23 protein-coding genes and 1 tRNA gene are annotated in these 20,969 nt (G+C 67.6%); 8 read left to right on the plus strand and 16 right to left on the minus strand.

All coding sequences use genetic code 11. The features are described from left to right. The first annotated feature begins 91 nt into the window (after positions 1-91). Positions 92-778 carry a hypothetical protein gene (locus SOM11_RS07840; RefSeq protein WP_320477696.1) on the plus strand — a complete coding sequence of 229 codons (687 nt, stop codon included), beginning with the start codon at positions 92-94 and terminating at the stop codon, positions 776-778. 3 nt (positions 779-781) lie between these two features. Further along, positions 782-1,285, plus strand: a complete 504-nt coding sequence (locus SOM11_RS07845; protein ID WP_320477697.1) for a dehydrogenase — start codon at positions 782-784, stop codon at positions 1,283-1,285. A 193-nt stretch (positions 1,286-1,478) separates the two neighbouring features. Here the strand turns inward: SOM11_RS07845 and radA are convergent, their stop codons facing one another. Both radA and SOM11_RS07855 read right to left on the minus strand, forming a co-directional pair. Next, a complete protein-coding gene (gene radA / locus SOM11_RS07850; protein WP_243214870.1) occupies positions 1,479-2,843 on the minus strand; it encodes a DNA repair protein RadA in 1,365 nt (454 codons plus the stop codon). Positions 2,844-3,184: 341 nt separating this feature from the next. Beyond that, positions 3,185-3,943 (minus strand): SGNH/GDSL hydrolase family protein, encoded by a 759-nt coding sequence (locus tag SOM11_RS07855; RefSeq protein ID WP_320477698.1) that lies wholly within the window; start codon positions 3,941-3,943, stop codon positions 3,185-3,187. Positions 3,944-4,064: 121 nt separating this feature from the next. Between SOM11_RS07855 and SOM11_RS07860 the strand changes: the two genes are divergently transcribed. Then, positions 4,065-4,155: transfer RNA gene (locus tag SOM11_RS07860), tRNA-Ser, on the plus strand. Positions 4,156-4,426: 271 nt separating this feature from the next. Here the strand turns inward: SOM11_RS07860 and SOM11_RS07865 are convergent. The 3 genes from SOM11_RS07865 to SOM11_RS07875 all read right to left on the minus strand — a co-directional run bounded on the left by SOM11_RS07865 (position 4,427) and on the right by SOM11_RS07875 (position 8,753). Next, complete coding sequence (locus SOM11_RS07865) at positions 4,427-6,331, minus strand: hypothetical protein (RefSeq protein WP_054145817.1); 1,905 nt, start codon at positions 6,329-6,331, stop codon at positions 4,427-4,429. Then, entirely contained in the window at positions 6,328-7,197 is an 870-nt protein-coding gene (locus tag SOM11_RS07870) for a hypothetical protein (protein WP_152970196.1), read from the minus strand. The genes SOM11_RS07865 and SOM11_RS07870 overlap by 4 nt, the downstream gene beginning before the upstream one ends. A 587-nt stretch (positions 7,198-7,784) precedes the next feature. Then, complete coding sequence (locus tag SOM11_RS07875) at positions 7,785-8,753, minus strand: hypothetical protein (protein WP_152970197.1); 969 nt, start codon at positions 8,751-8,753, stop codon at positions 7,785-7,787. Between the two features lie 103 nt (positions 8,754-8,856). Here SOM11_RS07875 and SOM11_RS15085 point away from each other — a divergent pair, with 103 nt between their 5' ends. After that, positions 8,857-9,132, plus strand: a complete 276-nt coding sequence (locus tag SOM11_RS15085; protein WP_082059912.1) for a helix-turn-helix domain-containing protein — start codon at positions 8,857-8,859, stop codon at positions 9,130-9,132. 23 nt (positions 9,133-9,155) lie between these two features. On the opposite strand, the gene SOM11_RS07880 is transcribed toward SOM11_RS15085, so the two are convergent. Together SOM11_RS07880 and SOM11_RS07885 are read right to left on the minus strand one after the other, a co-directional pair. After that, positions 9,156-9,707 carry a hypothetical protein gene (locus SOM11_RS07880; RefSeq protein WP_152970198.1) on the minus strand — a complete coding sequence of 184 codons (552 nt, stop codon included), beginning with the start codon at positions 9,705-9,707 and terminating at the stop codon, positions 9,156-9,158. Positions 9,708-10,261: 554 nt separating this feature from the next. Then, entirely contained in the window at positions 10,262-10,645 is a 384-nt protein-coding gene (locus tag SOM11_RS07885) for a hypothetical protein (protein ID WP_320477699.1), read from the minus strand. A 726-nt stretch (positions 10,646-11,371) separates the two neighbouring features. Here SOM11_RS07885 and SOM11_RS07890 point away from each other — a divergent pair. Then, positions 11,372-11,791, plus strand: a complete 420-nt coding sequence (locus tag SOM11_RS07890) for a uracil-DNA glycosylase (RefSeq protein ID WP_192119034.1) — start codon at positions 11,372-11,374, stop codon at positions 11,789-11,791. Here SOM11_RS07890 and SOM11_RS07895 read toward each other — a convergent pair whose 3' ends face one another. After that, complete coding sequence (locus SOM11_RS07895; RefSeq protein WP_159825012.1) at positions 11,792-12,700, minus strand: LysR family transcriptional regulator; 909 nt, start codon at positions 12,698-12,700, stop codon at positions 11,792-11,794. Positions 12,701-12,769: 69 nt separating this feature from the next. Here SOM11_RS07895 and SOM11_RS07900 point away from each other — a divergent pair, with 69 nt between their 5' ends. Beyond that, complete coding sequence (locus SOM11_RS07900) at positions 12,770-13,918, plus strand: TDT family transporter (RefSeq protein ID WP_043594582.1); 1,149 nt, start codon at positions 12,770-12,772, stop codon at positions 13,916-13,918. Between the two features lie 32 nt (positions 13,919-13,950). On the opposite strand, the gene SOM11_RS07905 is transcribed toward SOM11_RS07900, so the two are convergent. From SOM11_RS07905 to SOM11_RS07915, 3 genes are all read right to left on the minus strand, one after another. Continuing rightward, positions 13,951-14,394 (minus strand): hypothetical protein, encoded by a 444-nt coding sequence (locus tag SOM11_RS07905; RefSeq protein WP_054145818.1) that lies wholly within the window; start codon positions 14,392-14,394, stop codon positions 13,951-13,953. Positions 14,395-14,587: 193 nt separating this feature from the next. Continuing rightward, positions 14,588-14,902: a hypothetical protein gene (locus SOM11_RS07910; protein ID WP_043594583.1), complete on the minus strand. Its 315-nt coding sequence runs from the start codon at positions 14,900-14,902 to the stop codon at positions 14,588-14,590. 44 nt (positions 14,903-14,946) lie between these two features. After that, positions 14,947-15,942: an arsenic resistance protein gene (locus SOM11_RS07915; protein WP_043594585.1), complete on the minus strand. Its 996-nt coding sequence runs from the start codon at positions 15,940-15,942 to the stop codon at positions 14,947-14,949. Between the two features lie 56 nt (positions 15,943-15,998). Here SOM11_RS07915 and SOM11_RS07920 point away from each other — a divergent pair, with 56 nt between their 5' ends. Then, positions 15,999-16,439 carry a MerR family transcriptional regulator gene (locus tag SOM11_RS07920; protein WP_197073513.1) on the plus strand — a complete coding sequence of 147 codons (441 nt, stop codon included), beginning with the start codon at positions 15,999-16,001 and terminating at the stop codon, positions 16,437-16,439. Here SOM11_RS07920 and SOM11_RS07925 read toward each other — a convergent pair. Genes SOM11_RS07925 through arsB form a run of 5 tightly spaced genes read right to left on the minus strand, consistent with a single transcriptional unit; the run spans position 16,436 to position 20,504 of the window. Next, positions 16,436-16,951 (minus strand): GNAT family N-acetyltransferase, encoded by a 516-nt coding sequence (locus SOM11_RS07925; protein ID WP_414655455.1) that lies wholly within the window; start codon positions 16,949-16,951, stop codon positions 16,436-16,438. The two genes, SOM11_RS07920 and SOM11_RS07925, sit on opposite strands and share 4 nt — an antisense overlap. Next, on the minus strand, positions 16,948-18,291 hold the full coding sequence (locus tag SOM11_RS07930; RefSeq protein ID WP_043594589.1) for an NAD(P)-binding domain-containing protein: 1,344 nt from the start codon (positions 18,289-18,291) through the stop codon (positions 16,948-16,950). The genes SOM11_RS07925 and SOM11_RS07930 overlap by 4 nt, the downstream gene beginning before the upstream one ends. Then, positions 18,288-18,959, minus strand: coding sequence for an arsenate reductase ArsC (locus SOM11_RS07935; RefSeq protein WP_043594591.1), 672 nt, complete (start codon positions 18,957-18,959; stop codon positions 18,288-18,290). The genes SOM11_RS07930 and SOM11_RS07935 overlap by 4 nt, the downstream gene beginning before the upstream one ends. A gap of 25 nt (positions 18,960-18,984) precedes the next feature. Continuing rightward, entirely contained in the window at positions 18,985-19,395 is a 411-nt protein-coding gene (locus SOM11_RS07940) for an arsenate reductase ArsC (protein WP_055811500.1), read from the minus strand. 23 nt (positions 19,396-19,418) lie between these two features. Next, entirely contained in the window at positions 19,419-20,504 is a 1,086-nt protein-coding gene (gene arsB, locus SOM11_RS07945) for an ACR3 family arsenite efflux transporter (RefSeq protein ID WP_055811503.1), read from the minus strand. Between the two features lie 85 nt (positions 20,505-20,589). On the opposite strand from arsB, the gene SOM11_RS07950 reads away from it, so the two are divergent. Beyond that, a complete protein-coding gene (locus tag SOM11_RS07950; RefSeq protein ID WP_043594596.1) occupies positions 20,590-20,940 on the plus strand; it encodes an ArsR/SmtB family transcription factor in 351 nt (116 codons plus the stop codon). Positions 20,941-20,969: the final 29 nt, after the last annotated feature.

Here is a 20,969-nt window from a genome sequence, read left to right on the forward strand (position 1 = left end):
CGCGCCTCCTCGGCTGCTGCTGGGGCGATTCTCAGCCCACACGCCGCCGGGGTGCCGGGTTCGCGGGCTGACCTGCGGTTAGCTTGTGCGCATGTCGACGTTCAAGAATCCGACCGGGCCGCAGCCGCCCTCGGTGTACTGGCGTCGACGTGCCGTGGTGGCCCTCGGGCTGATCGCGGTGATCGTCATCATCGTGCTGATCGTCGTGCGACCCGGGTCGGGTGCGAGCGAGCCGGGTGCGGCGGCGACGTCGAGCGCCCCTGCCGCCGACGGCTCGGCCGACGACGCCGCCGACACGGCACCCGCCGAGACGGCTCCGGCAGCCGACGCGACGCCCGAGCCCAGCGTCGACCCCACGGCTGCGACAGACGGCACGGCGTGCGAGCCCACGGACATCGCTCTGGCGGCGATCCTCGACAAGGAGTCGTACGCGGCCACCGAGCTGCCGCAGATGGCGATGTCGATCACGAACACGGGCGATGCCGACTGCGTCATCAACCTAGGGTCGAATCAGCAGCGTCTGGTCGTCTCGAGTGGTGAGGAGCAGTACTGGTCGTCGAAGGACTGCCAGGTGAACGGCACCGATCAGGATGTGACGCTGACGGCCGGGCAGACGCTCGAGACCCCGGCGATCGCCTGGGACCGCACGCGGTCGTCGCCCGACACCTGCGACAGCGAGTCGCGCAGCCCGGTGCCGGCCGATGGCGCGACCTATCGACTCTCCGTCTTCGTCGGTGACATCACGTCTGCCGACCCCGCCCCGATGATCTTGAACTGAGCGATGACCGAAGCTGCTGACCCCCGTTCCGAGGCGCTCGAGCTGGCCCTGGCCAGCCAGGACGTCGCCGCCGTCGCGTTCGCCCTGCGCCATGACGTGGTCGTGGTGCCGAAGCTCGTGGCCGATGTGTCGGTCGGTGCCGCCGGGGGTACCGGTGGTGCCGGTGGTGCCGGCGCCGAGGGTGCTGACGTTGCTGACGGCGCCGACGGCGCCGACGGTGCTGACGGTGCTGACGCCGATGGTGTGGCGTTCGGTGCGGCCGAGCAGGTGCGCGTCTTCGGGCGTGAGAACACCGACAAGCGGATCCTGCTGCTGTTCTCGTCGGCTGACGCGTACGCGGCGATGGTGCCGAACGACACGAACCGTCAGGTGATGCTGTACGACGCGTCGGCACTGCGGGCCTTCCTCGAGGTTCACCTCGATGTGCTCGAGCAGGTGTTCTTCGATATCGCGGGGCCGCACACGATGGCGGCCACGCCGGAGGACCTGCTGAAGGCTCTGCACTAGTCGACCCGGCTCTGCCTCGCCTCGCGTGCGAGGGAACGAAGGAGGCGCGGGTCGATGCCTCGATTTTGCTGGCCGGCGTCGCTACCCGGCGTCGCTGCCCGACGTCCCTGGTCGGCGCCGCTGCACACCGGGCGGAGCGCAGGAGGCGCGGGTCGCCGCCCGAGGCGGCGATCGGCCCGGCGGGGTCATGCCGTCAGAATGCGGCGTCGAGCTCGCGTTCGCGCGGGCTGCTGCCGATGCTGAAGGCGCGGCGGAGTGCCTCGCGGAGGTGGGTGGCGTCGGAGTCGACGAGGTGCGTGAAGCCGAGGCGGCGGGCTTCGGAGCTGCGTTGGGTGGCGGATGACGCGGGTCGGATCTCGCCGGCGAGGCTGATCTCGCCGATGGCGGCCATGGTGTGCGGGAACGACACGTCGCGGCTGGCGCTCGCGAGCGCCAGGGCGATGGCGAGGTCTGCGCCGGGTTCGGTGAGCTTGATGCCGCCGACGGTGGAGACGTAGACGTCGGCGTCGCCGAGGCGGATGCCGGCGCGGCGTTCGAGCACGGCGAGCAGCATGGCGACGCGTGACGAGTCGACGCCGTTGACGACGCGGCGTGGTTGCGGTGCCGAGCTGGCGACGATGAGCGCCTGGACCTCGACGGGTAGGGCGCGGCGGCCCTCCATGGCGACGGTGATGCAGGTGCCGCTGACGGGGGCGCCGGTGCGTGACATGAAGAGCCCGCTGGGGTCGGCGACCTCGGCGATGCCGTCGCCGGTCATCTCGAAGCAGCCGACCTCGTCGGTGGGGCCGAACCGGTTCTTGTGGGCGCGGATGAAGCGGAGCGACGTCTGGCGGTCGCCTTCGAACTGGCAGACGACGTCGACGAGGTGCTCGAGGAGGCGCGGGCCGGCGATCGTGCCGTCTTTCGTCACGTGCCCCACCAGCAGCACGGGCAGGTTGCGGTCTTTGCTGACGCGGATGAGGGTCGAGGCGACTTCGCGCACCTGCGAGGTGCCGCCGGCGATGCCGTCGAGGGTGGACGACGAGACGGTCTGCACGGAGTCGACGATGACGAGCTGCGGGTCGACCTGCTCGATCTGGCCGAGGATGACGGCGAGGTCGACTTCGGCGGCGAGGTAGAGGTTGGGGTGCAGGGCGTTGGTGCGTTCGGCGCGGAGTCGGACCTGCGAGGCGCTCTCTTCGGCGGTGACGTAGAGCACGCGGGCGCCGGTGGCTGCGGCGCGGGAGGCGACCTCGAGCAGGAGCGTCGATTTGCCGACGCCGGGTTCGCCGCTGAGGAGGATGGCGGCGCCGGGGACGATGCCGCCGCCGAGCACGCGGTCGAATTCGTCGATGCCGCTGGGCCAGGAGGCGACGCTGGTGGCTTCGATCTCGGTGATGGGGCGGGCGGCGCGGTCGGCGCCGACCTTGATGGCAGCGGTGCCGCGGGCGCTGGCGAGGGTGGTGGTGACGTCGACGACGGTGCCCCAGCGCTGGCATTCGCCGCAGCGGCCGACCCACTTGAGCGATGTCCACCCGCACTCGGTGCAGCGGAAGGGTGGGGATGCGGGGCGTGCCATGCGGACAGCCTAGGTGTGGCCACCGACACTCGCCGTGCCTCCGCGGTGGGGCTGTGGAGAGCCGACGACGAACCCCCCGCGTGAGCATCGAACCCCGTCGCGCGGGGGTGCTTTGCTCACACAGGGGTTCCAGGCCGGAGCCGCGCCGGGGTCAGGCCGGGTCGGGCCCCAGCGCTGGGGCAGGCCGGGCCGGGACGGCCCGCTGCGCTGGGTCGGGCTGGGACGGGCCGCCGCGCCGGGTCAGGCCGGGTCGGGCCGCCGCGTTGGGCCGCGCCAAGTCAGCCCGGGTCGGGCCGCAGCGCTGGGCCGGGCTGGGCCAGGCCGCGCAGCGCAGGCCCGGCTCAGGCGCGCTCGGCGGCGATCTGCGCGAGGCGGTCGGCGATGGCGGGTTCGAAGGCGGAGGCCCAGACGCGGTAGCCGAGGTCGTTGGGGTGGAACAGGTCGCCGGCGGAGTTGCGGAAGGTGCGGAGCAGCCCTTGTCGGCGCGTGGTCTCGTAGAGCGGTGCGACGGTGAGGCCGAGTTCGCCGGCGACCCGGTGGACGATGGCGTTGGCTTCGGCGACCTTCTTCTCGCGGTCGGGCAGCCACATGGTCGGCAGGTCGGCGACGATGGCGTGGCTCGGCAGGGCGCTGTAGATGGCGCGGATGTTCTTCTCGAACGACTCGGCCTTGAAGTCGATGATGTCGTTGGCGCCGATGGCGACGGTGACGATGTCGGGGTCGTAGTCGGCGAGCTTCGGCAGCTGGTCTTTGCGGCAGAGCCAGGTGGTCGAGCCGCTGACGCTGAGGTTGACCATGCGCAGTGACGAGTGGGTGGCGCGGCGGATGCCTGCCGACAGGCGACCGACGTAGCTGCGGGCGGGGCTCGAGGCGCCGATGCCCTGAGCGGCCGAGTCGCCGAGGGCGACGTAGAGCAGGGCGCCCTTCTTGTCGTAGCGCGAGCGCCACCAGGCCGAGTGGACCGGGAGTTTCTCGTTCAGGTCGTGGGCGGCGGCGCGTTGCTGACCGGCGAAGTGGCGGTACAGGGCGAAGGCCCCGCCGGCCGCGGCCAGGGTGGTGCCGACGCCCGACAGGAAGGCGAGGGAGGTGCGCTGCGTCATGTTCGAAACCTACGCCCGACCACTGACATCACGGCTGCGATGCCTATGGAGGCGCGCAGGAGCCGAGGAGGCGCGGGTCGTCGTTTCGACACAGCCCCCGTCGTGTATTACACTCGCTCTCGGTACCGTGTCCGAGCGGCCGAAGGATCATGTCTCGAAAACATGTGTGGGGGTTGACTCCACCGTGGGTTCAAATCCCACCGGTACCGCCACAGGGTTGTTTGCGCATCATCCGAAATTCGTTTGCGGAACTCAGCCCGAGAAGAAAGCCCCCGAGTAGCTCGGGGGCTTTCTTCCGTTTCTGGGCCAAGAAGCGCTTCCCGGCGAGGGGTTCGGGACCTCTTGGCCTCTCCCTCTCGGCCACCAGGCGTGCGGGCGGCTTAAACGACGAAGCGACGCGCCCTTCTGGGCGCGCCGGATTGACTCGTGAGCGGTGGGGGATAGCGGAAGGCTCGGGTGTGGTGCCTTGGAACGGGCCTGGGCCTACGTTCGCGGAGGCGGATCGACGGTGGGTCCACTCGTCGGGAACGGGGATAGTTCGGGTCGGACGTAGTCGGCGCGGTAGTTGCTCATGCCCTCGGCATCACGACGGCGGGTGCGCCGTGCAGGCACCGGCGTCAGGCCCTTCGCGACGCGGCGGTCGCGGTCCTTCGGCGCTCGGTGCTTGGCGGCGAGGAAGGTGACGATCTTGCGGATGTTGGCGGCCGTCGCGAGCATGGCGAGAAGGAACTGCTGAGCGGCGAGACCGCGCAGGCGCCGTGCACTGGAGTCGGCGATGCGCTCGGGACCGGTCTTGATGAAGGCGTTGAAGCTCTCGATGCTGTTGCGGTCGCGGCGGTAGGTCTTGGACCACTCCTTGCTGCCATAAGGCAGCATCTGGTTCATCTTCTCGCCGTCCTCCGGGCGCACCGTGATCGAGGTCTGGCAGCAGACCTTATCTGTCTGCTTGGGGACGTTGGCGCGCAGCACCTGCCGGCGTTCCTTGTCCGGCGATGCACGCTTGTCGAGCTTGCGGAGGGGGCACTCGACCGTCGCACTCGGGCCGAGGGCTGGGCAGCGCATCTTCACGTTGCCGTTGGCGTCGGGACCCTCCTTCTTGTGGAGTCGGTATGCGTCACGCTCGTCGATCTGCTGGGACCACTCGACGTTGTCGATCTCCTTGTTGTTGCGCCGCACCGTTGCATCGAGGAGTCGCTTCGGTGTGCCGGGGCAGAACTGACCGCCTTCAACGAGCTTGGCTCCGCCGACCTGGCCCCGCACACCGGTCTGGTTCGCGCGGTTGTAGTCGAAGACGAGGCCGACGCCGAGCTCTCTCATCGGACGGTGGAAGTCCTCCATCGTGAGACCCGCGGAGTACCCGAGGTCGGACGAGAGGCGCGCGATGTCGTACCCGCGTTCCTGGATGTTCTTCACGAGCTCGACGGTGTGGAACCCGATGCCTTTGTTGGGCGTCGTCAGGCTCGCCCCACGGATCAGCTGTGGTGCTTCGGTGGGGTCCCCTGAAGGGTCCTCGTTGACGTCGATGATGAGGTTCGCGGTGTAGGCGAGCAGCCACCGGCTCCGTGCCTGCTTGACGCTCGCCTTGCCGTTCTCCTTGGTGTGCTTGCTGAAGACGCGTTCCTTCTCTCCCTTGTCGATCGGGTACAGGTCAGCTTCGAGTTCCATCGCGTACTTCGGCTGTTCCTTGTCCGTGCCCGCGATGAACATGGGCTGCTCGACGCCGTTCTCCCGCGGCCAACGGTTCTTCTGGCTCGGTGCACGCAGCACTGTCTGGTCGACGGAGAGCGCGAGACGCTGACGTCGCACGGCTCGAGGCAGGTTCTGGGCGGTGGCCTCCAGCAGCGTGTTCGTGAAGGTCATGCTGCGCTCGTGTGCGCGGCGTTCGATGTTCTTGTCCCGGAGCGCGTCCAGGCTGCTCCGCTCGTCCCGGGTGAGCAGGCGGCGGGGCGCCGGCCAGGCGTCCCAGAGGTCGATGATGCGGTGCATGGCCCGCCATGCCAGGAAGTACCAGTCGTTGGGCTTGTCGTTGTCGTACAGGTGAGCGATGCCGAGCTCGCGACGGGCTTCATCGTCGAGACGGTGTTCGAAGACGCGGCCCATCTCGCGCACGAAGATCATGGACTGCTCCGACAGGAGCATCATCACCACGGTCAGGATGGCCAGGTCATCGATCTTCGGTTTGGCACCGCCCGGGGCTTTCTTCTCGCGGTCCTCCGCGCGCCATGTCGCGAGGAGCTCGATGACACCCGATGAACGGAGGAAAGTCATCCACTCACGGGCGTCGGCGCCGCGGAACTTGGTCGTCTTGGTCGATCCGCTGACGATCCGGTCGGCCGTGTAGATGCCGTTGAAGAACTCCTCGTCATGGAAAGAGGGCTTGCCGGTCACTGAGTCGCTCCCGTTGAGCGGAGAAGCGCGTGAAGCTCAACCTCGGGCATGACCTTGGCCAAGGGCGCGTAGCGAAGGAGGGACGAGACGTTCTTGAAGCCGGCCGCGTAGACGATGCTCGCCAGGGGCAGAACGTTGATCTGGTCCACGATCCAGGTGATGCGGAGGCGCCGAATAGCAGGACCGTCGTATCGGGCGCCGTAGTGCATCAGCGCGATCTCCCGCGAGGACTCCTTGCGGTGGGGGATGACCGCGTAGTCATCGTCGCCGAGTCCCTCGAAAGCGATGTCTGCGTACGAATTCCACCCGATTCGGATGGGGATGCTTCGCGGCGCCTTTCCGGTCACACGGACGACCCAGCCAGCCGGAGTGCGCGTCAAGTCCCGGCCACGGACCGCGGCGATCTCGGTCGCACCGAGGCCTGCGCCACCGGCAAGCGCGAGAAGCCCATAAGAATCCCGGCGGGCTCGGTCGGTGGACCTCGACGCGGCCCAGCTCTCGAAGGCGGGAAGCTCGGAATGCGAGAAGGGTCGTATCTCCCGGCTCTGCTTGTTGAGGCGGTGAGGAGACGGCTCGTAACCAAGCGCTTCAGCGAGGTTCAGGAGTCTGGTCTCGGCAAGCTGCTGCGTCTTGGCGCTGGGGTAGGTGCGGGCGAAGCGGTAGATCATGGACGGGTAGAAGAGGTCATCGCGGCGCAGCTCCGCACCGGCTTCGTGGAACGCCCACACGACGTACCGGCTCGCGAAGGTCAGGAGGATCCTCGTGTAGAGCATGTCGTGGGGTTTGGCGTCGAGGACGCACGCGAGCGTGAAGTCCCGAACGGGCAGCCACTTGGTCGGGGCGATACGTCGCGGCTGATAGCGCAAGATCGCCTCCTGTAGCTCCAGCGTGGCGTGGTCATTAGATTGACCAAAGTGTGCTACGGCACGCTCGAGTTGGGAAGAGGGGGAAGTCGGAGGCTGTGTCTCGTCAGGGGTGGTCACGAGAGATGGACATGAGACAAGACAAGGCCATCAAGCGGTCTGGTGCGCTTTCAGCGCACATCTAGACTGCGGAGGTGCCTGATCCACGTTTCGAGCCGCGGTCCTACCTGCGTGAGCCAGGCCGCTTCGGTCGCGACCCCGAAGCTCAGTGGGTCTCGGCGGTGTCGTTCTCGTCAGGCCAGCTCGACCAGTGGGGCGCTGCTCGCATTCAGCATCGCCTGGCGTGCAGCATCCGAGTCGAGATAGCGAGACAATTCCGCTCTGTCGGGACGTACGCGGCTGCCTCTGGGCAGAGTCCTGAGCGGCTGGGGCGTCTGCTTAGGGGTGAGGTCGTGATGCGTCTGGAAGACGTGGCAAATGCCCGTCGCCATTTGGGCGTCTGAGGGAACCTGGCCGACGCGGGAAGTGATCGTCTTGTCCCTATACGGGCGTCATGGCCGCAGCCTCGGCTCGCGCCGGGGTGGTAACCATCAGCGAAGTGAGTACCGCCGGGGGTCGTCGTCCGCTCTGGCGACGTAAGGCAAGAGCCGGTCGAGCGCTTCGGCTGACTGCAAGCCGGCGACCTCCAACAACAGGTCGAGGGGCGTCCCCCGCCGGAGGTGTTCCACGATCCAGGTCGCTCGCATGCGTCGGGACTGCAGCTCGACCGCAGGGCGTGGATTCCGGCTGACGAAGTCCGTGACGAGATTGATGTTCCCGCCTCGCTGCCCGCTCCGGAATGCCCACCGGGAGGCTGCCTTGGACGCCGTTCGGCGCTGCAGGAAGGGGGCCCACTGAGCAAGAACCGGGACGTTTCTCGCCTCGTCACCCGACACGCGCACCGCGACGCCCCGACTATCTGACGTGATGTTCACGAGTTCTAGATCGATGATCTCCCGCCCCGTCAGTCCTGCCCCGAGTCCGAGCGCGAGGAGCGCGCCGGCGCTGGTCGTCCGTTCCTCGTCGTGCTGGCTACTGGCCCACGACAACAACGACGCCACCTCGCTCGGGGTGTACGGACGTGACGCCTCAGCCTTGCCCAGGGCCCGGAATGTACCCGCAGCTTCGTCGCCCAGGAGCGCCTCCGACGTGCGTCTCAACCGAGCGCGCAGGGTGTTCTTTCCTGCCCTGCTGTACTGCCCGAGGTGATGCTGCACGAAGCGGTTGATGAACCTCGGGTCGAAGACGTTGTCATCTTCGAGGGGAACGTTAGCTACCGCCCAGGCGAACAGGGCGAGACGGGAAACGGCCGGGTAGAGCTCCTTCTCGGAGTACGGCGTTCTGGGGGCCGTGTCGCGGACGACGCGCCGCACGTAAGGGCGGATGGCGGCCCACTGATCAGCAGGCATCTTCGGCGTGTAGTCGTAATGAGCCGCAGCCAGCACCTCGGGCTCCCTCTCGGCCATGCGCTTCATTACCTCGAGCTGCCGTTCGCGGCGTTCGTCAGCTTCATCGCTCACCGGCGCTCATCTCCAAGCTCGAAAGTGGTCATTACAATGACCAATTTGTGATACGTTCGACGGGGCGGCCGTGCGCGCGAGCTGGCGCGCCTAGCCTTGCGGCATGGGTAGAACAGCGCGTGCGAAACCAGCCGCGCTGGCCCCGTCCCCGTGGCCAGACGTTCGCTCGGACGACCCGATCGGGGAAGTGGCTCGCAGATTCGCGCAGAACCTTCGTCAGGCCGTCGGCAGTCGCAGCATCCGGTCGGTAGCCGAAGCTTCAGGTGTCACCCATACGACTCTGCTCAGCGTCCTGGCGGGCCAGGTGTGGCCGGACCTCGAAACGATCGCGAAGCTCGAGCGGGGGCTCGGCGTTTCCCTTTGGCCGCGCCACAGCTGATCGTTCCAACGTGACGGTCTTGGTCATGTCGATTCATCAGGCCTTTGCCCGCCCCCGGGGTCTGTCTGCGGCGAGGGTCTGTCGGGAATGTCCACCATGGTCACCTCGTCGGCCCTGGGGATTGGTGCGAACCGTTGCTGGTTGGCAGTGGGAAGTTCGTCGAGCCAGACTGCTCCTCGCTCTACCAGCCGGGCTCGAAGTGACGTTCCGGTGATGTTCTCTGCGGCGTCAGTGACCGGAGTTGCCTCGAGTTGGAACTCACCGAGCCTGAGGCATAGCTCGAGATAGGTCAGATAGGTCTGTCGCACATGGGCCAAGAGCTCGTCGGGGGCATCTTCGGTACTCGTCTCGCGGAGCACATCTGACGTCGGCGCCCAGCTGATCGACGCCTCGTGCTCATCTATGGCTGCTGTGAGGCCCGAGAGTGGGCCGGCAGGGTGAGCTCTCCATGTGACGCTGCTGCTTGGTTGGGCTATGAGCGAGTCGCTCAGGTCCAGGAAAAGCCCTTGAATCGTGATGATGCCGAAGGCCTTGCGCTGCCCCGAGGTCGGCTTCGCTTGTTTGCTTGCATCCATGGTCATTACTATTACCACCATCCATGCGGAGGGTCCAGGATCACAAGAAGTTAGAAGGTGGCGGAGTGGCCGAGGGCGAGCAGACTGCAGGGCAATACACGATTGTCGGATTAGGCGCGAGCCCGCCGAGCGTGGTCGTCTGGAGAGCGGATGTCTCGCGCGTGGCTCAAGATTGGCGACTTGCCGGAGTCGATCTGGGAATGAGGGATGGGAGGCCTTTCGGGTCTCTCCATTTCGAGGAGGTCAACGGATCGCGCCGCGCTCGGGTCGCTGTCCGGTGGGACCACGTGTACGACCAGTTGCAGTGCTTCGTCACGGATCGGAGCTTTGCGGCGGAGGGGGAGCGCCTCGAGCGAGATGCTCGGCACCGTGTCGGCACGCTGATGGCCGCGTACGCGCAGATCGGGCTTGCAATCACCGCTGGAGCTGTCGCAGAAGGCTCATTGAGGGCCGCTTCGAACCTCGTGCCGATTGGTCCGAGGCATCCCGGTTGATTGCCACTCGGGGTGGCGCGGTTAGCCCAGAACCTTTCGAAGAGCATCGGCCCAAGGTGGTCACTCCTCGTAGTCGACCGCGCCTTCGATGACGAGAAACAGCATGAATAGCTGATCTGCGAGCACTGCCAGGTCGTAAGCGACGTCTTCCACCTGTGCCACGGTGAATGTGCGATCCACGGTCCCCTTGGCCTTGACCCGGCTCGCCGAAGCTGGTCCTTTTCCCGGTGTCGTCCACGCGCCGTGCAGCAGGTGATTCCGGCTCTCCATCGCAACTTTCGAGTCGGCGGACAGTCGCGTGAACATGTCGCGTACCTGCCCCTGGAAGCGGTGCAGCTTCACGAGCTTCGCGCCCAATTCGAGCAGGCCGCTGAAGGAGACGCCACGGGTCACCACAATTCCTATGTCATTTGTCTCGCGGTCATCGTCGCTGACGAGGGCCATGACGGCGAACGCTAGCGTGCGCTCCAGTCGAGCAGACCAGTACGCGACCTCGCCCATCGCGACTAGGTGCTCTCGATCAAGGCCGGTGGCGCGTACTCGGGCTCGGTGTTCGGGAGAGGGGCGCTCGCTCATGCATCAGATCCGAGGGAGGTAGCCCCGATGCTAACGGGCTGACAGTCAACGGCTTGACTGGCGATAGGCGCCCAGGACCTGACCGGGTGGTTCGGCTTCTTCAAGGCCCCGCCCGCGCTTTTCTGCATCAGCCGGGCCGACCCTCCAAGATCCGCCTGGGCGTCACGCGGGGCTGTGAGGTAGGAAGCGTCGATCGGCGAACAGGCGCTCCTAGGGAGGGGTGACGATGTCATGTCGGCAGTGTCACATAGTGCCCCGTCACCGGAACCTGTCTCGGACCACCTATCTGAGACGGTTAGATCCGCGCAGCCCCAAGGGGGTGGTCGAGGCTGGCGATCGTCCGGCTAACGATCCCCCACTGGATCACTTGCTGTGGGGCGAGCGCACTCGGAGAGGACGCCGTCGTGGTCGTTCCGTGTCGTCGGTGAGCGTGGGCGGAAACGGTCCCTAACGTCGTAGCGTCTAGGGATGCAGCAGCCCAGGGGCCTCGATCAGCTCGTATCGGAATGGCGGAGCTCCGGACCAGGACGTGCGCGCTTCGTGCCGGGCTTCGACCCATCAGGTGGAGGAGCAGCGGCGACAGTTCTCGTGCTGATGGAATCACCCGGTCCTGCCACGATCAAGCAGGGCGAGGACGCGATCAGCAGTGAGGACAACCCGGGGCCGACGGCGTCTGCGTTCAGGCGAGCACGGATCGAGTCGGGTCTGGGCAGGAACGTCTACCTGCGATGGAACATCGTCCCGTGGGCCCTTGGTCGGGCGCCGACCGTCACCGATCTCGACGAGGCACGCCCTGCCCTGGCTCAGCTGCTCGTTTCTCTGCCGCAGCTGCGGGCGATCGTGACCTTCGGCACTCCGGCCCTGACGGGCGTGATGAGGTACTTCACCCTGGAACCGCGTGCGAGGGTCGTGCCCGTGCTCGCGGCACCCCATCTGTCGCCGGCGAACGCCACCCGCGCCGGCGAGAAGCACCTGCGGGCCGTCACGGCCCTACGGCACGCTTCGCTTCTCTGATCATCTCGGCGAGGAGTCGGGGCTGTGCTGCGACGCGGCGATCACGGCCAGGAGATCCTGCGCCCCGGCGCTCAGACCGGCCGACCACACGGCGCGGAACGGGCGCCTCAGGTCGACGGCTGCCGGGACGGTGACGAGGCGCCCGGCACGGAGGTCGTCCTCGACCAGCAACGAGCTGATGACTCCCGGACCCACACCGCCGGCGATGGCCGCCCGGATGGCGCCCGTCGACGACAACTGCGCAGCGGGTTCTGCCATCAGGGCAGGGTCGATCCCCAGGGCGAGCTCGAGGGTCCGGCGGGTGCCCGAGCCCGACTCCCGAGACACGAGCGGTGTGGATGCGAGATCCGCTGCCGTCACGGGTTCGGACTTCGATGCCCATGCGTGCCTCGGCGAGACGACGACGAGCAGTTCGTCGACACCCAGGACGGTCGTGGCGAGCCCGTCGGCCTCATCAGGGGTCTCCGTGAACCCGAGGTGCGCGCGCCCCGAACGGACCTCGTCGACGACCCAGTCGCTGTTGCCCGATTCCAGGCGTACCCGGACACGATCCGCTGCCGCTGTCATCCAGCGTGGCATCAGCGCCTCTGACACCGTCTGACTCGCCGCGACGAGGAGAGCGTCGGAGGCGCCGGTCATCAGGGTGTGCAGCGATCGTTCGAAGGTGGTCGCCGCCTCGAGCAGGGGTCGGCCCCACTCGCACACCAGGAGTCCGTGCTCGGTCAGCGCCGAGCCCGCCCGAGAGCGGACGAGCAACGTACGACCCAGCCGCCGCTCGGCGCCCGTGATGCGAGACGACGCCGCCTGCTGGCTGATGCCCACCGATGTCGCGGCCCGGCCCAGACTGCCCGATCTCGAGATCGCCTCCAGCAGTCGGAGCGTCTCGAGATCAACAGGGAGTCCGGTCACAAGGATCGATTGTGACACCACAAGCATCCGCCCGTATCGGCAGCCGGACGCACGTACGAAGATCGAGGCATGCCTGCCGCGATCACACCGACTGTCGCCCCTCCCCGCACGCACGGTCTGTTCCGCCAGCTCGAGCACCGCGGGCAGATCGTGTCGAACCTGACCCCGAACTGGTTCGCGTCGATCATGGGGACCGGCATCGTCGCCAACGCCGCGGCGACCCTGCCGTTGCAGTTCCCGGGGCTGCGCCCTGCCGCGACCATCGTCTGGGCACTGGCCAGCGTGTTGTTGGTCGCTCTCAGCACGGCGACCGTCATGCACTGGGTGCGTTACCGAGCCACCGCGCGGGGGCATCGACTCAATCCGGTGATGGCGCACTTCTACGGGGCACCGCCCATGGCGCTGCTGACCGTCGGCGCGGGCACCCTGCTCTTGGGCAGAGACGTCCTCGGTACGCCCCTGGCGGTCGGCATCGACTGGGTGTTGTGGACCATCGGTACGGTGCTCGGCCTCGTCAGCGCGATCGCGGTCCCGTACCTGACGTTCACCCGGCACGACACGGCCCCCGACAGTGCGTTCGGCGGCTGGCTCATGCCCGTGGTTCCCCCGATGGTGTCTGCCTCGACCGGTGCGCTGCTGCTGCCCTTCCTGCCCGCGGGGCAGGCCAGGCAGAATATGCTCTGGGGGTGCTACGCGATGTTCGGGTTGTCGTTGCTGGCGTCGATCGTGATCATCACGCTGATCTGGTCACGCCTGGCCCAGCACAAGATCGGCCCGGCCGGCATGGTCCCGACCCTCTGGATCGTCCTCGGCCCCCTGGGGCAGTCGATCACCGCGGCCAACCTGCTCGGTGGCAACGCCCACCTCGCCGTCGACCAGGGAACCTCGCACGCCCTGTTCGTCTTCGGGCTCGTCTACGGTGTGCCCACTCTGGGATTCGCCCTGATGTGGGCGGCACTGGCATCGGCCATCACCCGCCGCACCATCCGCCAGGGGCTCCCGTTCTCACTCACCTGGTGGTCGTTCACCTTCCCCGTCGGCACCTGCGTGACAGGCCTGAACGGTCTGGCCCTGCACACGGGACTCGTCGCGCTGCAGGTACTGGCGGTCGTGTTCTACATCGGGCTCGTCGGGGCCTGGGTCACGGTCGCCGTGCGCACCTTCCACGGCAGCGTCATACGCGGAACGCTCCTCGCGCCTCCCCGTCCCCTGCCCTGACCGCGGACGACGAGGGTGCGTGGGGGAGTGGCTCAGATCGAACAGGCGTCGTTCCAGTCACGGCGATAGGCCTCGGGGTCACTGACGTCGACGATGGCCGAGGCGGCGCCCTTGGGCTCGTCACGCGACCGGTAGCTCTCGAACGCCACCGCACTGCGGTCGTTGCTCGCCGGATCACGCACCCCGGAGGCTTCGACCCACAGAGTCCAGTTCCACCGCGTCCGGACGCCAGGCTGCAACGCGCCTTCGCCGACGACCAACAGCACGTCCGTGCCGGCGGGTGAAGACTCGAAGTCTGCGCCCGTGAATGATCGGACCGACGACGTGAGGCCTCTCGCGCTGATCTCCCGAGCTAACTGACTGCCCATGTCCGAGAGATGCTCGCCAGCATCGCCATCCACAGCCACGATGCCTCCACCGGACGGAAGCTGACTCAGCATCTCGGAAACCAAGTCATGGATGACGGTGTTGCTCATGATGCTTTCTCCTGCTCACTCGTTCGTCGAAACGGAAAAGGGAGTCGGCGGCCGCCGACTGATGCGGCTGCACGAAGCGGTCGCGAACCTGATGCAACCACGAGCATGCGCCGACGTTCAGCCCTGTAGAAGCGCGTGCTTGGAGCGCCCGATAGGGGATCGTCTATCGGACACCTGCGAACTGGTGGACGCGCTAATGGTCCGTGCTCTGAAACGACGAGATGGCTTCCTGAAGCTGAGCCAGCGACGGAGAACCTGCAAGACCATCGGGAGTGAGGTAGACGCGGCAGGCCAAACCAGGAGGCGCGTCCGGGGCCGGGAAGAGCGGGGTGCCGTCGATGAGCAGTGTTGGCGAGCCTCGGAAGTCCAACGCTTCTGCGTCGGCCTGCGTTTCAACGCGCTGCTCGATCACGGTGAAGTCATTCCGATCTGCCTTAATGACGGCCAGACGCTCGGCTGTGGTTTCCCAGTTCGGGCACCCGTCGAAGTACTGCAAGGTGATTTGCATCTCTCGACGCTAAACGCTGGCGAGGGCCGGTGGCCTATCTCGGACTACTTGCCAGTTTTCGTGACGGGATGGGCCTTTGTGGTTTGACTGCTCACGAGGCGGGGGATGAGTCGGACGAAGATCACCATGCCCATGAGTTCGACGAGCGTCTGGGTCACGACAACGACCGGGGCAAGCGACAGTGACGCCGGCAGGGCCAGCGCGAGCGGCAAGACCACGAGCGAGTTCCTGGTCGCGCCGCTGAACACCAGGGCCCGGGTTGCTGGCACGTCGAGTCGGAAGGTGCGAGCAATGCCGATTCCGATCGCCGCCATGACGACGAGGAACCCGGCGTAGATCGGCACCAGCACGAGCAACTGCCCCAAGGAGTCCCCAACAGCTCCCGCTTGGGAGGCCACGACGGTGAACAGGGTCGCCATCATCAGCGGCACCATCACGCCCAGCATCGTCCGCTCGATCACGACACCGGATCGGTGTCGCCGGGCGAGTGCCTGCACGAGCGCGGCCGCGGTGAGCGGGACAGCGATCAGGAGAAGGAAGGCCCGGGCGAAGGGGCCGACCTCGACCACGGCGACGCCCTCGGGGCCGATGAACACCAGCAGGTACAGCGGCAGGAGGAGGATCTGCGCCAGCATCAGCAGCGGTGCAGCGGCGAGGAGCCGTTCCGACGCGCCGCCAGCAAGGCCGGCGAACACGATCACGTAGTCGATGCACGGGGTCAGCAGCACCAGCAGCACCCCGAACAGCAGCGCCGGCTCGTCCGCAACAAACCGGGACAGCCCGTACGCGACGACCGGGACGACGGCGAAGTTCAGCACCCCGACCGCGGCGAGGAACCGTCCGTCGCGGAGGGACTTCCCGATCGCGGCGAACGGGACCCCGAGGAACGTCGCGAACAGCAGGAGCGCGAGCACGGGCTCGATCGCTGCCTCTAGGTGGTTTGCTCCCGGCACGGTGAGGCCGACGACGCCGGCAGCCAGGATCGCCGCCAGGTAGAGGCCTATCTGCCGGTGTTCGAGCCAGGAGACGACCGCGTTCACGGCTGGACTGGTGTGGAGGAGGAAGGCACGTCAGTGACCGTAGAGGTTCGAGCCGCTTGAAGGTCAAGTGGCACCGGCGGCTCTATGGTCGCGGTGTGCGAATCTCCGAGGTCAGCAAGCGCAGCGGCGTCCCCGCCACGGCGCTCCGCTACTACGAGTCCATCGGGCTCTTGACTGCTGCCAGGACCTTGAACGGGTACCGGGATTACAGCCCGGACGTTCTCAGTCGGCTCGACCTGATCGAGGCCAGCAAGGAACTCGGGCTGCCTCTTGATCAGATCGGCGTGCACCTCAGCACCATGGAGTCGACGTCCTGCACCGATGTCCGCGAAGCCTTACGGCCGCTCCTGGCCGAGCAGGTGCGTCAGATCGAGGAGAAGCAGGCCCGCCTCGACCAGCTCCGATCGCGTCTCTCGCGCGCCGAGCACGACCTGGCCGAATGCCCTGACCGGTCTGAGCGGTGCTCGACCGAGTGCGTCTTCCGCACCAGCGCCTAGGAAGGGTCGGTGGGTGAGCGTCGTTCGATCAGAACGGTGTCGCGCCACACGCCGGCATAAGGGCCTGCTTCGGAGCGCGCGATCCGTTCCCGCGTCCCGATCCGGCGGAACCCCGCCCTGTCGTGGAGGGCCAGGCTCGCCCCGTTCTCGGGGAAGATCGACGACTGAACGGTCCAGATGTCCGAAGCATCCACCGAGTCGAGGAACGCACTCAGCAACTCCCATCCAATGCCACGTCCTCGCGCCGCGGCGGTGACGTAGACGGAGTGCTCGACGACACCTGCATACGCTGGCCTGGCCGACGTCGCAGACGCCGCCACCCAGCCGAGCACGGCGCCCGCGGTGTCGTCGACCGCGACGAACCGGTGCGCGGCGAGCTTGCCTGCATCGAACGCGTCCCAGGTCGGGGTGCGGGTCTCGAAGGTGGCGTTACCGGTGTCGATACCCTCCTGGTAGATCTGCTCGATGGCGGGCCAGTCGTCCGGGGCCATGGCCCGGACGGTGACGCTCACGAGCAGCACCCACCTGCTGCCGGCCCGTCGACGGCGCACCCGGAGGCGTCCGGGAGGTTCGTCGAGCAGACACCCGTCTCGGGGAGTTCGAGCTGCACGAGGCGGGCGGCTTCGTGATTGCCAGCGAGTTCGTCCGCGATGGAACGCACCTGCTCGTAGCCGGTGAGCAGCAGGAACGTCGGGGCACGGCCGTACGACTTCATGCCGGCGATGTAGAAGTTCGGCTCCGGGTGCCCGAGCTCTGCGACCCCGTGCGGGTAGACCGTGCCGCAGGAATGCAGGTTTGGGTCGATCAGCGGTGCGAGCTGCCGAGGTGCTTCGACGATCTCGTCCAGGGATACCCGGATCTCACGGAGCATGTCGAGGTCAGGGCGGAACCCGGTCGCGTTCACCACCACGTCCGCGGCGACCGTCAGGGGCTCACCGCGGCGACGCCCGACGAGCTGCACGCCGTCAGCGGTCTTGGTGACGTCGTCGACCTCGAACCGGTCGACCAGGGCGATCGCGCCGGCACGGACGAGGTCGCGGACGGCGCTGCCGAGGTCACCACGGCCTTCGAGCTGGTCGGCTGCTGACCCGTAGACCCGGGCGGGGGTGCTGCTGCGGATCGCCCACGTGATCGTCGTCCCGGGGGCGTCCTTGGCGAGGGTGGCGAGCTTGAGGAGGGTGTTCGCCGCCGAGTGGCCAGCGCCGACGACGACCGTGTGCCGGCCAGCGAACCGTTCCCGGTCGCGGCCGAGGACGTCGGGCAGGGCGTGGCTGATGCTGCCGGCGACGTCGTCGCCGTGGGAAAGGCCGACCCCGGAGGAGGTGAGGGTGTTGGGGGTCGTGTAGGTGCCTGAGGTGTCGATGACGGCGCGGGCGAGTTCGTCGCGCACCTCGCCGTCGTGGTCGAGGCGCAGCAGAAACGGCGTCTCGGCCCGCCCGGTGGAGCGGGTGCGGTCCATGCCCTGCCGGGACACTGCGGCGACCCGGTGCCCGTACCGGATGCGGCCGGACAGCTCAGGGGTCGCGGCGAGGGGTTCGAGGTAGTCGCGGACGAAGTCGGCACCGTAGGGGAGCTTCTTCGCTGCCGGGGCCTCCCAGTCGGTGGTGTCGAGGAGGCGTGCGGCGGCCGGGTCGACGAGGTGCTCCCACGGGGTGAACAGGCGCGTGTGACCCCACGCGCGGACCGCCGTCGCGGCACTCGGGCCGGCTTCGTAGATCACGACGTCGACGCCGCGTTCGAGGAGCTGCGCGGCAGCAGCGAGGCCGACAGGGCCGGCGCCGATGACGGCGACGGGGAGCCCGGCGAGGGTCGGTGCGTCGGTGCGGGGCGGGACAGAGAGGGTGAGGCTCATGCGGGGAGACCCTTCGATTCGATGCCGAGTTCGGCCAGGAGCGATTCGACGAGCTTGCGAACGTCGTCGCGGATGAGGCGCACCTGCTCGAGGGGGAGCCCGGCGGGGTCGGTGAGGTGCCAGTCGCGGTAGGTCTTGCTGGGGTAGATCGGGCACGCGTCGCCGCAGCCCATCGTGATCACGACGTCGGCTGCCTGCACGACGTCGTCTGTCAGCGGCTTCGGGAACGCCTCGTCAAGGTCGAGGCCCAGCTCTCGCATCGCTTCCGCGACGACGGGGTGGAGGTCTCGGGCGGGCATAGACCCGGCGGAGCGGACGTGGACGGCACCGCCGGAGAGGACGTTGGTGAACACGGCTGCCATCTGGGACCGGCCGGCGTTCTGCTCGCAGACGAACAGCACCTCCGGCACCGTCCGCTCGATCGCCCCGGTGGCCTGCCCGAGAGCAGTCAGCCGGTCGATCGCGAACCGGGTCGCATTGGTGGTCAGGTGCGCCCGGACTTGCGCTGTGCGAAGGAGAGCCGTGTAGGACTCGAGCACGTACCGCTCGATCGTCTCCGGTCCGAAGATGCCCTCGAACCGGGTGGCGAGGTCGCCCGCGGCACGCTTGAGTGCGTCCTCGGGGAAGGCAAGGCCCGGCAGGCCGCGCCTCGTGGTCAGGTCCGTCATCGTCGTTTCCTCACAGCTCAGGGGGTTAGGCGGTCGCGGGTGCGATCTCGGCCAGGAGGGCCTGGATGCGGCCCTTGATGTCGTCGCGGATGGGGCGGACGTCCTCGATGCCGCGGCCAGCGGGGTCGGTCAGCTCCCAGTCCTCGTAGCGCTTGCCGGGGAAGATCGGGCACGCGTCGCCGCAGCCCATCGTGATCACGACGTCGCTGTCCCGGACGGCCTCGGTGGTGAGGACCTTGGGCTGGTTCCCGGCGATATCGATGCCTTCCTCGGCCATGGCCTGGATCGCGATCGGGTTGATCTGGTCCTTGGGCTCGCTGCCGGCGGAGAGGACGTCGACGCGGTCGCCGGCCAGGGCCTGCATGTAGCCGGCGGCCATCTGGGAGCGGCCGGCGTTGTGGACGCAGACGAACAGGACGGTGGGCTTGGTGCTCATGACGGGTTCCTTCGGGTGAGGGGTTAGACCCGTTCAGCGATGCGCGCTGCCGGGGTGGGGGAGGGGAACAGGCGTGGCCGGAGCCACAGGGACAGGTACACCAGCGCCACGAGCGCCGGGACCTCGATCAGGGGGCCGACGATGCCGGCGAGGGCTTGGCCGGAGGTGGCCCCGAACGTGCCGACCGCGACCGCGATCGCCAGCTCGAAGTTGTTCCCCGCGGCTGTGAACGCCAGCGTCGCCGTCCGCTCGTAGGCCAGGCCGATGGCCCGTCCGGTGAAGAACGCGACGAGGAACGTGACGGCGAAGTACACCAGCAGCGGGACGGCGATGCGGACGACGTCGAGGGGTCGGTCGACGACCTGCTGTCCCTGGAGGGCGAAGAGCATCACGATCGTGAACAGCAGCCCGTAGAGGGCGAAGGGGCCGATCTTCGGCAGGAAGCGTGTCTCGTACCAGGTGCGTCCCTTGGTCGCTTCCCCGATGCGGCGGGACAGGTAGCCGGCGAGGAGGGGGATGCCGAGGAAAACCAGGACGCTGAGGGTGATCGACCAGATGCTGAACGACGCGCTCGTGACCGGGAGCCCGAGCCAGGCGGGGAGGATCTGGAGGTAGAACCAGCCGAGGCCGGCGAACGCGACGACCTGGAACACCGAGTTCAGGGCGACGAGGAACGCGGCAGCTTCTCGGTCGCCGCAGGCGAGGTCGTTCCAGATCAGCACCATGGCGATGCACCGGGCGAGGCCCACGATGATCAGCCCCGTGCGGTACTCCGGCAGATCCGGCAGGAACACCCATGCCAGGGCGAACATCAGAGCAGGGCCGACGACCCAGTTCATCACCAACGACGACACCAGGAGGCGTCGGTCGCCGGCTATGGCGCGGGTGTCGGAGTAGCGGACCTTCGCCAGCACCGGGTACATCATCACCAGCAGCCCGACCGCGATCGGGACGCTCACCTGCCCCACCTGGAACGAGTGCAGCAGCTCACCGAAAGCCGGCACGAACACCGCCAGCAGCAGCCCCACGCCCATGGCGGCGAGAATCCACACGGGGAGGAAGCGGTCAGCGGTCCCGAGCCGGGCAGGCGCGGTGGTGGTGGTCGTCATGCAGCTCCGTAGATCGATGAGTGTCGATGTGTTGAGCCTGCCCCAACCCATCGACGACTGTCAATCTGTGTGGAAGAGTGTTCACATGCCCGTTGCCGAACTCCTGCCCCTCACGGACGTGACCGCGTGCTGCGCACCGCTGGCCCGCGAGGCGATGGACGCGGAGAACGCCGAGAAGCTGGCCCGCAGCCTCAAAGCCATCGCGGACCCGGCCCGGCTCCGGCTCATCTCGATGGTTGCCGCGCACGACGGGGCCGAGGCGTGCGTGTGTGACCTCACCGAACCTCTCGGGCTCAGCCAGCCGACTGTGTCGCACCACCTGAAGGTGCTCGTCGACGCCGGCATCCTCACTCGCGACAAGCGCGGGATCTGGGCGTACTACGCGCTCGTCCCTGGGGCCCTCGATTCCCTCGGCAAGCTCCTTGTAACGGCCTGAGTTCTGCTGCGTTTTCCCTCGTCTCTTGG

Source organism: Frigoribacterium sp. CFBP9029, assembly GCF_034045305.1.
Classification (GTDB): Bacteria; Actinomycetota; Actinomycetes; order Actinomycetales; family Microbacteriaceae; genus Frigoribacterium.

What these genes read in the sequence shown, in the direction of transcription:
- SOM11_RS07840 (WP_320477696.1), top strand. Translation starts at nt 92, where the DNA reads ATGTCGACGTTCAAGAATCCGACCGGGCCGCAGCCGCCCTCGGTGTAC.
- SOM11_RS07845 (WP_320477697.1), top strand. Translation starts at nt 782, where the DNA reads ATGACCGAAGCTGCTGACCCCCGTTCCGAGGCGCTCGAGCTGGCCCTG.
- radA (WP_243214870.1), bottom strand. Translation starts at nt 2,843, where the DNA reads ATGGCACGCCCCGCATCCCCACCCTTCCGCTGCACCGAGTGCGGGTGG.
- SOM11_RS07855 (WP_320477698.1), bottom strand. Translation starts at nt 3,943, where the DNA reads ATGACGCAGCGCACCTCCCTCGCCTTCCTGTCGGGCGTCGGCACCACC.
- SOM11_RS15085 (WP_082059912.1), top strand. Translation starts at nt 8,857, where the DNA reads ATGGGTAGAACAGCGCGTGCGAAACCAGCCGCGCTGGCCCCGTCCCCG.
- SOM11_RS07880 (WP_152970198.1), bottom strand. Translation starts at nt 9,707, where the DNA reads ATGGATGCAAGCAAACAAGCGAAGCCGACCTCGGGGCAGCGCAAGGCC.
- SOM11_RS07885 (WP_320477699.1), bottom strand. Translation starts at nt 10,645, where the DNA reads ATGGCCCTCGTCAGCGACGATGACCGCGAGACAAATGACATAGGAATT.
- SOM11_RS07890 (WP_192119034.1), top strand. Translation starts at nt 11,372, where the DNA reads ATGGAATCACCCGGTCCTGCCACGATCAAGCAGGGCGAGGACGCGATC.
- SOM11_RS07900 (WP_043594582.1), top strand. Translation starts at nt 12,770, where the DNA reads ATGCCTGCCGCGATCACACCGACTGTCGCCCCTCCCCGCACGCACGGT.
- SOM11_RS07905 (WP_054145818.1), bottom strand. Translation starts at nt 14,394, where the DNA reads ATGAGCAACACCGTCATCCATGACTTGGTTTCCGAGATGCTGAGTCAG.
- SOM11_RS07910 (WP_043594583.1), bottom strand. Translation starts at nt 14,902, where the DNA reads ATGCAAATCACCTTGCAGTACTTCGACGGGTGCCCGAACTGGGAAACC.
- SOM11_RS07930 (WP_043594589.1), bottom strand. Translation starts at nt 18,291, where the DNA reads ATGAGCCTCACCCTCTCTGTCCCGCCCCGCACCGACGCACCGACCCTC.
- SOM11_RS07935 (WP_043594591.1), bottom strand. Translation starts at nt 18,959, where the DNA reads ATGACGGACCTGACCACGAGGCGCGGCCTGCCGGGCCTTGCCTTCCCC.
- SOM11_RS07940 (WP_055811500.1), bottom strand. Translation starts at nt 19,395, where the DNA reads ATGAGCACCAAGCCCACCGTCCTGTTCGTCTGCGTCCACAACGCCGGC.
- arsB (WP_055811503.1), bottom strand. Translation starts at nt 20,504, where the DNA reads ATGACGACCACCACCACCGCGCCTGCCCGGCTCGGGACCGCTGACCGC.
- SOM11_RS07950 (WP_043594596.1), top strand. Translation starts at nt 20,590, where the DNA reads ATGCCCGTTGCCGAACTCCTGCCCCTCACGGACGTGACCGCGTGCTGC.